The 12,016-nt window shown below is 59.9% G+C and carries 11 protein-coding genes and 1 pseudogene; 7 read left to right on the top strand and 5 right to left on the bottom strand.

The genetic code is table 11. The annotated features are described in order from the left end of the window. Position 1: 1 nt before the first annotated feature. Positions 2 to 1,129, bottom strand: coding sequence for a saccharopine dehydrogenase family protein (locus KGA89_RS23290; protein WP_223472641.1), 1,128 nt, complete (start codon positions 1,127 to 1,129; stop codon positions 2 to 4). 96 nt (positions 1,130 to 1,225) lie between these two features. Next, entirely contained in the window at positions 1,226 to 2,413 is a 1,188-nt protein-coding gene (locus KGA89_RS23285; protein WP_003201321.1) for a XylR family transcriptional regulator, read from the bottom strand. Between the two features lie 154 nt (positions 2,414 to 2,567). On the opposite strand from KGA89_RS23285, the gene xylA reads away from it, so the two are divergent. The 4 genes from xylA (at position 2,568) to KGA89_RS23265 (ending at position 7,904) form a co-directional block, all read left to right on the top strand. Then, complete coding sequence (xylA, locus tag KGA89_RS23280) at positions 2,568 to 3,884, top strand: xylose isomerase (RefSeq protein ID WP_003201318.1); 1,317 nt, start codon at positions 2,568 to 2,570, stop codon at positions 3,882 to 3,884. Between the two features lie 146 nt (positions 3,885 to 4,030). Further along, complete coding sequence (gene xylF, locus KGA89_RS23275) at positions 4,031 to 5,032, top strand: D-xylose ABC transporter substrate-binding protein (RefSeq protein ID WP_013693217.1); 1,002 nt, start codon at positions 4,031 to 4,033, stop codon at positions 5,030 to 5,032. Positions 5,033 to 5,210: 178 nt separating this feature from the next. Continuing rightward, complete coding sequence (gene xylG / locus KGA89_RS23270) at positions 5,211 to 6,767, top strand: D-xylose ABC transporter ATP-binding protein (RefSeq protein WP_223472640.1); 1,557 nt, start codon at positions 5,211 to 5,213, stop codon at positions 6,765 to 6,767. Next, complete coding sequence (locus KGA89_RS23265; RefSeq protein ID WP_003201312.1) at positions 6,768 to 7,904, top strand: sugar ABC transporter permease; 1,137 nt, start codon at positions 6,768 to 6,770, stop codon at positions 7,902 to 7,904. Between the two features lie 9 nt (positions 7,905 to 7,913). Here the strand turns inward: KGA89_RS23265 and KGA89_RS23260 are convergent, their stop codons facing one another. Next, positions 7,914 to 8,522 carry a LysE family translocator gene (locus KGA89_RS23260; protein WP_003201310.1) on the bottom strand — a complete coding sequence of 203 codons (609 nt, stop codon included), beginning with the start codon at positions 8,520 to 8,522 and terminating at the stop codon, positions 7,914 to 7,916. 106 nt (positions 8,523 to 8,628) lie between these two features. Between KGA89_RS23260 and gcvA the strand changes: the two genes are divergently transcribed. Continuing rightward, positions 8,629 to 9,582 (top strand): transcriptional regulator GcvA, encoded by a 954-nt coding sequence (gcvA, locus tag KGA89_RS23255; protein ID WP_223472639.1) that lies wholly within the window; start codon positions 8,629 to 8,631, stop codon positions 9,580 to 9,582. Here gcvA and KGA89_RS23250 read toward each other — a convergent pair. Both KGA89_RS23250 and KGA89_RS23245 read right to left on the bottom strand, forming a co-directional pair. Then, a complete protein-coding gene (locus KGA89_RS23250) occupies positions 9,545 to 9,976 on the bottom strand; it encodes an NUDIX hydrolase (protein ID WP_080587830.1) in 432 nt (143 codons plus the stop codon). The genes gcvA and KGA89_RS23250 overlap by 38 nt on opposite strands. 29 nt (positions 9,977 to 10,005) lie before the next feature. Next, the gene (locus KGA89_RS23245) at positions 10,006 to 10,419 is read right to left on the bottom strand and encodes a GFA family protein (protein ID WP_080587829.1); all 414 of its coding nucleotides are present in this window, start codon (positions 10,417 to 10,419) and stop codon (positions 10,006 to 10,008) included. 174 nt (positions 10,420 to 10,593) lie between these two features. Between KGA89_RS23245 and KGA89_RS23240 the strand changes: the two are divergent. Both KGA89_RS23240 and KGA89_RS23235 read left to right on the top strand, forming a co-directional pair. Continuing rightward, positions 10,594 to 10,914 (top strand): annotated as a pseudogene (locus KGA89_RS23240) (GNAT family N-acetyltransferase); the annotation flags it as partial. 29 nt (positions 10,915 to 10,943) lie between these two features. Beyond that, positions 10,944 to 11,324 (top strand): alpha/beta fold hydrolase, encoded by a 381-nt coding sequence (locus KGA89_RS23235; protein WP_051003441.1) that lies wholly within the window; start codon positions 10,944 to 10,946, stop codon positions 11,322 to 11,324. Positions 11,325 to 12,016: the final 692 nt, after the last annotated feature.

Genomic DNA, 12,016 nt, shown 5'->3' with positions numbered 1-12,016 from the left:
GTCAGCCCTGCTCGTCAGAGAAGTGAACGGACAGGCTCAAGTTTTCGGGGTCGTTGATGGCAGCCATGTATTCGTCAACGGTGATTTCACCCACGCAGGCCCGAGCACCGGATTCGGGGAGATACCCTTGGGCGACTTTTGCCGCCAAGGCAACGGCTGCACAGCTGGGAATCTCCGGGCCCTTGTCGTTCATGGCGGTGAGCTGCACGTTCATCGACAACGGTTCGCCATTGGCCCCCATGCCACGGACGTCGATGTACATTGCGCTTTTGCCATCGCCAAATCGTTCGAACCAGAGCCCCCACCGATGAAGCCTGGCGGCCCAAGTAACATGGTCACGCACCACCCCCATCCTCATTGCCTGGGCCAGCAGGTAGTTGGCAATGCCGCCGAGCTTCAAGCCTGAGCCGGCCTTGAAGGTCAGGGTCTGGGCACCGTAGCGGCTGGCGAAGATATCCATGTCCGGCACGTCGACATTGGCCAATACCCGGGTTCCCATATGGCGCATTCTGCGAAGTGTCAGATCCTGCCATCCCAGGACCTCATGCACTCGGCCATTCCTGAGTTGCTTGATCGGCTTGCCTGCATAGGCCAGAACGCCTTCGACGGTGGACAACCCCGGCATCTTGGCCGAAGAGGAAATACCATGTTCGATCGTGTCGATACGTTTAAAGCGATGCCGCTGCTGATCAATGAGTGCGGCCGAGAGCGTCGGCACTGAGCTGCAACCACTGAGGATCGCCACGCCTGCTTGTTTTGCCCGGGCGTCGAGTGCGCCAATGCCGGTGACGAAGTCTCTGGAATCGGACAGGTCACAGTAGTTCACACCCGCGTCGATGCAACTTTCGGCCACGGCATAGGATTGCCCTTGGAATGGGCCACCGGTATGGATGACCCATTGGATGTTCATCAATCCAAGGATGGATTTGAAGCCCGCTCCCATGGCGTCGCCGCACCAACTTTCACACACCGTGCCCGATTGAGCGTTCAACTCCTCGACTTTGAGCTGCAGTTTTTGGGCGTCACGCCCCGAAATCACTAGCTGTACACCTGGCATCACCACCAGGTGCCTGGAAACGATACTGCCGAAGTTTCCATACCCGCCGACCACCATCACCCTGAGCGTCATTCCATCCTTCCCTGAATATTCGATAAAGCCAGCAACCTTGCCACAAGGACGACTCGGTGGTGTACCCCCTCGCCACAAGAGCGGTTCGGCAGGAGGTCAGTGAGTGGCCGCATTAGTTCCCTGTTGATACTCCCGAGGGGTGCAGCCGAACTCGCGGCGAAACACGGTGTGCAGGTATTGCGCCGATTTGAAGCCGCAATTCTGGGCGATGTCGGCAATCGGCGAGTTGGTGTTTTCCAATCCGTTGGCGGCGGCGGCCAGTTTGAAGCGCAGGATTTCGTCGTGGACGCTACATCCGCGCTCCTTGCGAAAGTGCGATTCCAGCGATGAGCGCGACACTCCCACATAGGCCGCCACCTGGGCCGTCTTGATGCCCTGGCAGGCGTATTGGCGGATGAAGAGCAGTGCCTGCATGACATAAGGGTTGCCCAACGGTTGATGCAGGCTCGACACCTGCACATTGATCGCATCCGGCGGTATCAGAATCTGTGTGCCGGTGGACGGCATGCCGTGCAGCATTTGATGGAGCAGGCGTGCGGCGGTGCGGCCCATGGTTTCGGTGCCCTGGATCACCGAGCTCAGCGGCACCCGCGTCAGGCTGCGGGTCAGGGGGTCGTTGTCGATGCCGATCAACGCCACCTGCTCGGGCACGGCGATCCCGGCGGTCAGGCAAGCTTGCAGCAACTGCCGGGCGCGGGCGTCGCTGACGGCGATGATGCCGATGGGTTTGGGCAGGCTTTGCAGCCAGGCGATCTGTTGTTCGACGGCGCTGTCCCACAGCGGTGCGCTGGTGCCCATGCCGCGATAGACCTCGGCGTGCAGGCCATCGCGCTGCACCAGCCGGCGAAAGGCTTTTTCCCGTTCCTGGGCCCAGCGATTGGCTTGTGCTTCAGGCAGGCTGAAACAGGCAAAACGGGTTAGCCCGGCCTCGATCAGGTGCTCGTAGGCCAACGTCATCAACGCATCATTGTCGGTGGCGACATAGGGAATGCCCTTGGGGTAGGCGCGTTCATCCTGATAAGAGCCGCCCACCGCCACCACCGGCAGCTTGATCCCGGCCAGCGCCTCGCCGATCAGCGGGTCGTCGAAGTCGGCGATGATCCCGTCGCCCTGCCAGCGCTCGATCCCTTTCAAGCGACAGAGAAAATCTTCCTCGAGGAACAAGTCCCAGGACGCGCGCGTGCTGCTCAGGTAGTTGCCGATGCCGCTGATGATGCCGCGGTCGTAGATCTTGCTGCCGTTGAACAACAGTGCAATGCGGTGAACGGGCGGGACGGTTTTCATTGGTTTAACCCTGGGCCGATGCACACAGACTAGGCGTGCAAGCGACGAACCTCAATACTCAAAATCGAACGCCCTGTTGGTGATTTTCATAATCAGCAGCCACGGGGCCGGCGTTAGTATCGAGACACCGCCAAGAATAAAAAGGAACTCGCCCATGTCGTACTTCCCTGCTGTCGACAAGATTCGCTACGAGGGTCCCGCCAGCGACTCGCCGCTTGCCTTCCGTCACTATGACGCCAACAAACTGGTGCTCGGCAAGCCCATGCGCGAGCACCTGCGCATGGCGGTCTGCTACTGGCATACCTTCGTCTGGCCGGGATCGGACGTGTTCGGCGCCGGCACGTTCAAGCGCCCGTGGCAGCACGCCGGGGACCCCATGGAACTGGCCATCGGCAAAGCCGAAGCGGCCTTCGAGTTCTTCTCCAAGCTGGGCATCGACTACTACTGCTTCCACGACACCGATGTCGCCCCCGAAGGCAGTTCGCTCAAAGAGTACCGCGAACACTTCGCCCTGATGGTCGATCATCTGGAGCGCCATCAGGAAGAGACCGGGATCAAACTGTTGTGGGGCACCGCCAACTGCTTCAGCAACCCGCGTTTTGCCGCCGGCGCCGCCAGTAACCCGGACCCGCAAGTATTCGCCTGCGCCGCCGCGCAAGTGTTCAGCGCCATGAACGCCACCCAGCGCCTCAAAGGCTCCAACTACGTGTTGTGGGGCGGCCGTGAAGGTTACGAAACCCTGCTCAACACCGACTTGAAGCGCGAGCGCGAACAGTTGGGCCGCTTCATGCGCATGGTGGTCGAGCACAAGCACAAGATCGGCTTCAAGGGCGACCTGCTGATCGAGCCCAAGCCCCAGGAACCGACCAAGCACCAGTACGATTATGACAGCGCCACGGTGTTCGGCTTCCTGCAACAGTTCGGCCTGGAAAACGAGATCAAGGTCAACATCGAAGCCAACCACGCGACCCTGGCCGGGCACAGCTTCCATCACGAGATCGCTACGGCCGTGTCCCTGGGCATCTTCGGCAGCATCGACGCCAACCGTGGCGACCCGCAGAACGGCTGGGACACCGACCAGTTCCCCAACAGCGTCGAGGAAATGACCCTGGCCACCTATGAAATCCTCAAGGCCGGGGGCTTTCGCAATGGTGGGTTCAACTTCGATTCCAAGGTCCGGCGCCAGAGCCTGGACGAGATCGATCTGTTCCACGGCCATGTCGCCGCCATGGACGTCCTCGCCCTCGCCCTGGAACGCGCGGCGGCCATGGTGCAGAACGATCAGTTGCAACAGTTCAAGGACCAGCGCTACGCCGGCTGGCAGCAACCATTTGGCAAAGCGGTACTGGCCGGTGACTTCAGCCTTGAATCACTGGCCGAGCATGCCTTCACCAACGAGCTGAATCCCCAAGCCGTCAGCGGTCGACAGGAGATGCTCGAAAACGTGGTCAATCGGTTCATCTACCCCTGACAACGGGCAATGGTCGGGGCACAGGGGCTGTTACATTCGCGCGACAAATCTGTGCCCACGGCGCGCTGCAACGCTCTACAGTTCTACCCGGTATCACGCTCATCGTCAGGCAGTGTCTTTCAAACAACAATAAAAGGACGCACCACATGAATACATTCAAACGTACCCTGCTCGCCGGCGCCCTCGCCCTGCTCTCGCTTCCGGTCATGGCCGATGCGGCCCATCCGAAAATCGGTTTTTCCATCGATGACCTGCGCCTGGAACGCTGGTCACGGGATCGTGACTACTTTGTCGCGGCGGCGGAAAAACTCGACGCCAAGGTCTTCGTCCAGTCGGCCGATGCCAACGAGCAGAAGCAGATCTCGCAGATCGAAAACCTGATCTCCCGCGGCGTCGATGTGATCGTCATCGTGCCATTCAACGCCACCGTGCTGACCAACGCCGTCGCCGAAGCCAAGAAGGCCGGGATCAAGGTCGTGTCCTACGACCGACTGATCCTAAACGCCGATATCGACGCCTACATTTCCTTCGATAACGAAAAGGTCGGCGAGATGCAGGCCAGCGGCGTGCTGAAGGCAGCGCCCAAGGGCAATTACTTCCTGCTCGGTGGCGCCCCTACGGACAACAACGCCAAGGTCCTGCGCGAAGGCCAGATGAAGGTGCTGCAACCGGCCATCGACAAGGGCGACATCAAGATCGTCGGCCAGCAGTGGGTGAAGGAATGGAACCCCACCGAAGCCCTGAGCATCGTGGAAAACGCCCTGACCCGGAACAACAACAAGATCGATGGCATCGTCGCCTCCAACGACGCCACCGCCGGCGGCGCCATCCAAGCCCTGGCCGCCCAGAAAATGGCCGGCAAGGTGCCGATCTCGGGCCAGGACGCTGACCTGGCAGCGGTCAAGCGGGTGATCGATGGCACCCAGACCATGACCGTCTACAAGCCGCTGAAACTGATCGCCTCCGAAGCCGCCAAGCTCTCGGTGCAACTGGCGCGCAACGAGAAGCCGACCTTCAGCTCGCAATACGACAATGGCAGCAAGAAAGTCGACACCATCCTGCTTACCCCCACGCCGTTGACCAAGGACAATATCGACCTGCTGGAAAAGGACGGGTTCTACACCAAGGCGCAGATCGCCGGGCAGTGATCTGACCAGGCAATCAAGCCCCCCTGTGGGAGCGAGCTTGCTCGCGATGACGGCAGCACATCCAACATTGATGCAAGCTGAACCGCCGCTATCGCGAGCAAGCTCGCTCCCACAGGTCACATGGCTTGGCTGCCTGCCCCACTGCTGATGTGTGAGCCCTTTTTCATGAGTCCTTGCCATGTCCGACTACCTGCTGCAAATGAACGGCATCGTCAAAACCTTTGGCGGTGTCAAAGCCCTGAACGGCATCGACATCAAGGTCAAGCCGGGTGAGTGTGTAGGCCTGTGCGGTGAGAACGGCGCCGGCAAATCCACGTTGATGAAGGTGCTGTCGGCGGTCTACCCCTACGGCACTTGGGAGGGTGAAATTGTTTGGGACGGCCAGCCGCTCAAGGCGCAGTCCATCAGCGAAACCGAAGCCGCCGGGATCGTCATCATTCACCAGGAGCTGACCCTGGTCCCCGACCTGTCGGTGGCTGAAAACATCTTCATGGGCCACGAACTCACGCTGCCCGGCGGACGCATGAACTACCCGGCGATGATCCACCGCGCCGAAGCCCTGATGCGTGAACTCAAAGTGCCGGACATGAACGTCTCGCTGCCGGTTTCGCAGTACGGCGGTGGCTACCAGCAATTGGTGGAAATCGCCAAGGCGCTGAACAAGCAGGCGCGGCTGTTGATCCTCGATGAGCCCTCCTCGGCCCTGACTCGTTCGGAAATCGAGGTGCTGCTGGACATCATCCGCGACCTCAAGGCCAAGGGCGTCGCCTGCGTCTACATCTCCCACAAGCTCGATGAAGTGGCCGCCGTCTGCGACACCATCTCGGTGATCCGCGATGGCAAACACATCGCCACCACCGCCATGGTGGACATGAGCATCCCGAAGATCATCACCCAGATGGTCGGACGGGAAATGAGCAACCTCTACCCCACTGAACCCCATGACGTCGGCGAAGTGATTTTCGAGGCGCGCCACTTCACCTGCTACGACGTCGACAACCCCAGGCGCAAACGGGTCGACGACATTTCATTCGTTCTCAAGCGCGGGGAAATCCTCGGCATCGCCGGGCTGGTCGGCGCCGGCCGCACGGAACTGGTGTCAGCGCTGTTCGGCGCCTACCCCGGCCGCTACGAAGGTGAAGTCTGGCTGGGCGGCCAACAAATCGACACGCGCACGCCGCTCAAGTCGATCCGTGCCGGCCTGTGCATGGTCCCCGAAGACCGCAAGCGCCAAGGCATCATTCCGGACCTGGGCGTGGGCCAGAACATCACCCTGGCGGTGCTGGACAATTATTCAAAACTGACGCGCATCGACGCCGAAGCCGAACTGGGCAGCATCGACAAGGAGATCGCGCGCATGCACCTCAAGACCGCGAGCCCGTTCTTGCCGATCACCAGTCTCTCCGGCGGCAACCAGCAAAAAGCCGTGCTGGCGAAAATGCTCCTGACCAAACCCCGCGTGCTGATTCTCGATGAACCGACCCGGGGTGTGGACGTCGGCGCCAAGTACGAGATCTACAAGCTGATGGGCGCGCTGGCGGCCGAAGGCGTGTCGATCATCATGGTGTCCTCGGAACTGGCCGAAGTATTGGGGGTTTCCGACCGCGTCCTGGTGATCGGCGAAGGTCAGTTGCGCGGCGACTTCATCAACCACGAACTGACCCAGGAACAGGTGCTCGCCGCCGCGCTCAGCCATCCCGATGGCCATAACAATAATGATCGGAAGTCCGCGTAGATGAATCAGGTCAAACAGCTGTTTTCCCGCTACAAAATGCTCGCGCTGGTGATCGCCGTGGCGCTGATCTGGCTGTTCTTCAGCTGGCAGACCGAGGGTGGGTTCGTGACCCCGCGCAACCTCTCCAACCTGCTGCGGCAGATGTCCATCACCGGGATCCTTGCCTGCGGCATGGTGCTGGTGATCATCAGCGGCGAGATCGATTTGTCGGTGGGTTCATTGCTTGGGCTGCTCGGTGGCCTGGCGGCGATTCTCGACGTGGTCTATCACATTCCGCTGCTGGCGAACCTGAGCCTGGTAGCCCTGTGCGGCTTGGTGATTGGCTTGGGCAACGGCTACATGACCGCCTACCTGCGTATCCCGTCGTTCATCGTTGGCCTGGGTGGCATGCTCGCGTTTCGCGGCGTCCTGCTGGGGGTGACCGGCGGCACCACCATTGCCCCGGTGTCACCGGAACTCGTCTACGTTGGCCAGGGTTATTTGCCGCACACGGTCGGGACCGGGCTCGGCATCCTGCTGTTCGCCCTGACTCTGTTCCTGACCTGGAAACAGCGACGCAACCGCGCGCTCCATGGCCTCGCGGCCCACTCCCTGGTACGTGACGTGTTGCGCGTGGTGGTGATCGGCGCGGTGCTGGCCGGGTTCGTCTATACCCTCAACAGCTACGATGGCATCCCGGTGCCGGTGCTGCTCCTGCTGATCCTGCTGGGGGTGTTCAGCTACGTCACCAGCCAGACCGTGTTCGGCCGCCGCGTCTATTCGGTAGGCAGCAACATGGAAGCCACGCGCCTGTCCGGCATCAACGTACAGGCGGTGAAGCTGTGGATCTTCGGCATCATGGGCGTGATGTGCGCCCTCGCCGGCGTGGTCAATACCGCACGCCTGGCCGCCGGCTCACCCTCTGCCGGCAACATGGGTGAACTCGACGCCATCGCCGCCTGCTTCATCGGCGGCACCTCCATGCGCGGCGGCTCCGGCACGGTCTACGGCGCCCTCCTCGGCGCGCTGGTGATCACCAGCCTGGACAACGGCATGTCCATGCTCGATGTCGACAGCTACTGGCAGATGATCGTCAAAGGCAGCATTCTGGTGCTGGCGGTGTGGGTGGATGTCAGTACGCGGACAGGGCGACGTTGAGGAAGCTCATCATTTGCTGGCAGACGCCATCAACACACCAAAGCCCAGGAAGGTGATGCCCGAGAATTTGCCGACAACCCTGGCGCCCTGGCTTGAGGAGAGCCAGCCCCTGGCGCCATTGGCCATCAGCGCATAACCGGAATGCACCAGCACCACAAGCACGCTGTAGGACGACACCAGCAAGAAGAACTGGCTGTAGTAGTCACCCGCCGGCTTGATGAACTGGGGGAACACGGCGAGGAAGAAAAACCCGGCCTTGGGGTTGAGCAACTGGATCGACAGCGCCTCGCCGAATCGCCGCCACGGGCGCGTGGACGTGGCCGTGAGTTCGGGCACGAAGCGTTGGGTTCGCCACATCTTGATGCCCAGGTACAACAAGTACAGCGCGCCGATGTATTTCAAAAGCGTGAAGGCCGTCGCCGAGGCGGCCAGGATCAACCCCAAGCTGCTGGCGCAGATACCCGCCACGATAAACGCGCCCGACGCGATCCCGAAGATCCCCGGCAACGCACCTCGCCAGCCATGGCGCAAGGCATTGGAAATCGTCAGCACCACACCGGGGCCCGGGCTGAGCACCGTCAGGGTCGCCAGGATCAGAAAAAGTCCGTAACCGGCCATGTCTCACTCCACATTGAAGGAAAATTGCTGTGGCCTTCAGGGTGGCGTGGCACCGGGACGCTGACAAACGCTTTAATTGCACTGCATATGTGACTAAATTAGACACATGATCACCAACCTCCCCCCGCTGAACGCCGTCCGCGCCTTCGCCGCTGCCGCTCGCCACCAGAGTTTCAGCCGCGCCGCCGAAGAACTGCACGTGAGCCACAGTGCCGTCAGCCGCCACGTAAAGTTGCTCGAAGAGCGCTTGGGCGTGCTGCTGTTCGAACGTCGAACCCGCCAGTCCTTGCTCACACCGGCCGGCCGGGCTTTCTACGAACAGGTCAGCGAGGCCCTGACCCAGATCGCCAACGCCGCCACCGCACTGACGCGCAACGCTGCCCAGCGCAAAGTGACCATCAACGTACGCCCCTCCTTCGCGGTGCGTTGGCTGATCCCGCGACTGCCCGACTTCATGGCGCTTCACCCGGACATCAAGCCCGACATCGTCACCAGCACCCTACCTCCCGATCCATCACGGGAAACGTTCGACGTGGTCATCCGCCGCGGACACGCCGGCTGGTCGCCCCATGTACAGCCCACGGTGCTGCTGGAAGACGACCTGCTGCTGGTCGCCGCCCCGTCGTTGCTGCAAAGCGTGCCATTGAAAAACGTCCACGACCTGGCCCGACACACCTTGTTATCGGGCAGGACGCGCAGCAGCGATTGGCAATACTGGGCGGAACACGCTGGGATCGAGCCATTGAACAACTCGCCGACCCTGCAATTCGATCACATGCACCTCGTGCTGCAGGCCGCCGTCGATGGGCTGGGCGTGGCGCTGTGTCCGGCTTCGCTGCTGGGCAGGGATTTGTCCAACGGGCGCCTGACCTGTCCACTGCCGTCGTTGCGCCTGCCGTTAGCCCGCTATTACTACGGGGTGTCCGGGGATGCGGTGGCTGAGACGCAGGTTTTTGTTGATTGGTTGTTTTCTCAGGTCCAGCAGGATTGGGATGGACGGGGTTTCAGTCATTCAGATCCAGTTAGCAGTGCTGCAAATAGCCAGACGCATCCAGGGTAAAGGTTAAAAAACGTAGCGATCGGCAAAAGACGGGATGACATTGGTCATAAGGTAAATCGTCGAACGGTGCCCAGAAGAACTCAAAGGCAAGACCGCCGCCGTCACACGTGTTGTATGTCCATTGCTCGGGGAGTGCGATCCTTGGGTCACATAGATGAAACGACCATACTTGGGCAAGATGATCAGCGTCCCAGCATCCGAGATCGGCCGAGACTGTCGCGCAGTCGATGCCAGCCTCCTCATTCAGCTCTCGCAGTGCGGCCTGCCGGGCAGACTCACCGGCCTCAATCGTGCCCTTCACAATTTGCACACCTGCCAACGGATGACGGAACAACAAGATTCGCGGCGGGTGAGAATGGGAAAGAATGATGGGACAAGCTTTGTTTGGACGCATCATGTTTTCCAGAGAGAAGGCCAGGTTGCTTAAGGCTTCTCAAGCAATGTCGGCTCAACGCAATCCGACAAAACTAGCCATTCAAAGCTAGTTTCGCGGTAGCTGTGCTGTTGTTTGTGAGGTGTGAAATCAGTATCAAGAGTGGCTACGGCAACCGATATCCACTCTGGAAACGCACCGTGAGGGTCAGACCAAAACAAGCTTGAACCGCAGCCCCCGCAGAACTGCCGTTTGACGCCAGTTTCGGATTCATACAACCTGAGCACGTTTCCATTTGCCGAGATTTGCAGTGATGCAGCCGGAACGCTGGCATAGGTTGCGAACGCAGCACCATGAGCTTTCTGGCAGCGCCTGCAATGGCAATGAGTCAACGCCTTGAGCTTTGCCGAAATTTCGTAACGTATCTCGCCGCATAGGCAGCTTCCGTGGTGACTTTCATTCATCCTTGACGCTCTGTTTAAACTTGGGCTGGGACTCTAGCGCAATGATCGCTGAGGGCCAACACATTGGGCAAGAATGTCCGAGAGCCTAGGTCGAAGCGATGCCGATGCCTAAGCCCCTGAGCCGCTTTGCCCTCAACTTCCAACAACCGCTTCCGAATCAGTAACTTTAATCCAGTGATTGAATCAACACGAGAACTGACGGTACGGCAACTGCTAGAACTTCCTTCAGCGATTCTGCAACTGGAGGCAGAATCTGTTACAGAGGGTTTTAGGTTTCTTACTCGCTTGATCGCCGATTGGAGAAACGGGTCCAATCGATTCGATCAACCTGGAGAGTGCTTTCTAGGAGTCTTCGACAACGGGCAACTGATTGCTGTTGGCGGACTTTCATGTGATCCCTATGTCGCCCCGAGTGTCGGGAGGTTGCGAAGGGTATATGTCACGCGAACCTCAAGGGGCCTGAAGGCCCTTGAAGACCTTCGGCACCGCCTGCTGAACGCAAGGCTGCCTGACCGTGGGCCTGAATGATTCACCGGCGGGACTGTTGGCGTGGATGGGCGAAAAGATCCTGTCTTGGTGCGATACCCGCCCCCGCCATCGATCGAGAATGGCTGCTGACCAATGTCACGCTGTACTGGCTGACGAACTGCATCGGCTCGTCGTTTCGCCAGTATGTGGAAGGTGGCAAGCGGCCGTTGCTGTTCAACCACGGTGAACGGCTGAAACCGCCGGTTGGGGTTGCGCTGTTTCCCAAGGAACTGCCTATGCCGCCGAGGAGGTGGGTGGAGCGCTGCTTTAAAGTGGATCGCTGGACCGTCATGCCTCGCGGTGGTCACTTTGCCGCGTTGGAACAGCCGGAGTTGTTGGCGGAGGATATCAGGGCTTTTTTTCGCGGCTGTCGCTAGAAAAATCTGAAGATACTCGCCGCAAGCCTCCTGTGGGAGCACTTTTCCTGTGGGAGCAAGGCTTGCCCGCGATGAAGACGACGCGGTCTTCCGGGGAACCGAGGTGCCTGCATCGCGAGCAAGCTTTGCTCCCACAGAAAGTCGTGCACTCCAGTGGTAGCGGCCAAAAGCGGTCCGAAAATCTCGTAGGAATTTACCTCTGTGGCGAGGGGATTTATCCCCGCTGGGCTGCGAAGCGGCCACAAACCAGACACCTTATTTCGCCAGGTATACCGCAGGCACCGGTTTTGCGACTGCTGCGCAGCCGAGCGGGAGCAAGCTCCCTCGCCACAGGGGAAGCGTGCGTCCTACAGGTCGGTTGTGGGTGCCGGGATCGACTTCTATAGTTGGGTCGTCGCTGGCTTTGGCCGGTGGCTGGGTTTCGCAGCCCTCGATGAAAAAGATCTAATACCGTCAAATGAAATTCAGGCAAACTTGCCCGCGTTCATTTTATGGCGGTTGTGCGCGGGAGACTTTCGGGTCTGCCGAGTTTTTGGATTCTTTCCTCGGTCTGCGAACCCTCGCGCAACTGCCACCCATTTGATTCGCAGCAAAAAGGTGGCATTTCTTCTTTCTTAAAAGGAATTCAACCTCATGACAACTCACTCATCCAGCCGCTTCACCCCTCTCACCCAAACCGCCACCACCCACCC

The organism is Pseudomonas sp. A-RE-22 (assembly GCF_019956035.1).
GTDB lineage: Bacteria > Pseudomonadota > Gammaproteobacteria > Pseudomonadales > Pseudomonadaceae > Aquipseudomonas > Aquipseudomonas brassicacearum.
Note: the sequence above shows the minus strand (reverse complement) of the source record. Positions and strands in the feature narration are given on the sequence as shown.

Excerpts from the sequence above, each read along its gene's own strand:
- KGA89_RS23290 (WP_223472641.1), bottom strand. The coding sequence starts at position 1,129 with ATGACGCTCAGGGTGATGGTGGTCGGCGGGTATGGAAACTTCGGCAGT.
- KGA89_RS23285 (WP_003201321.1), bottom strand. The coding sequence starts at position 2,413 with ATGAAAACCGTCCCGCCCGTTCACCGCATTGCACTGTTGTTCAACGGC.
- xylA (WP_003201318.1), top strand. The coding sequence starts at position 2,568 with ATGTCGTACTTCCCTGCTGTCGACAAGATTCGCTACGAGGGTCCCGCC.
- xylF (WP_013693217.1), top strand. The coding sequence starts at position 4,031 with ATGAATACATTCAAACGTACCCTGCTCGCCGGCGCCCTCGCCCTGCTC.
- xylG (WP_223472640.1), top strand. The coding sequence starts at position 5,211 with ATGTCCGACTACCTGCTGCAAATGAACGGCATCGTCAAAACCTTTGGC.
- KGA89_RS23265 (WP_003201312.1), top strand. The coding sequence starts at position 6,768 with ATGAATCAGGTCAAACAGCTGTTTTCCCGCTACAAAATGCTCGCGCTG.
- KGA89_RS23260 (WP_003201310.1), bottom strand. The coding sequence starts at position 8,522 with ATGGCCGGTTACGGACTTTTTCTGATCCTGGCGACCCTGACGGTGCTC.
- gcvA (WP_223472639.1), top strand. The coding sequence starts at position 8,629 with ATGATCACCAACCTCCCCCCGCTGAACGCCGTCCGCGCCTTCGCCGCT.
- KGA89_RS23250 (WP_080587830.1), bottom strand. The coding sequence starts at position 9,976 with ATGCGTCCAAACAAAGCTTGTCCCATCATTCTTTCCCATTCTCACCCG.
- KGA89_RS23245 (WP_080587829.1), bottom strand. The coding sequence starts at position 10,419 with ATGAATGAAAGTCACCACGGAAGCTGCCTATGCGGCGAGATACGTTAC.
- KGA89_RS23235 (WP_051003441.1), top strand. The coding sequence starts at position 10,944 with ATGATTCACCGGCGGGACTGTTGGCGTGGATGGGCGAAAAGATCCTGT.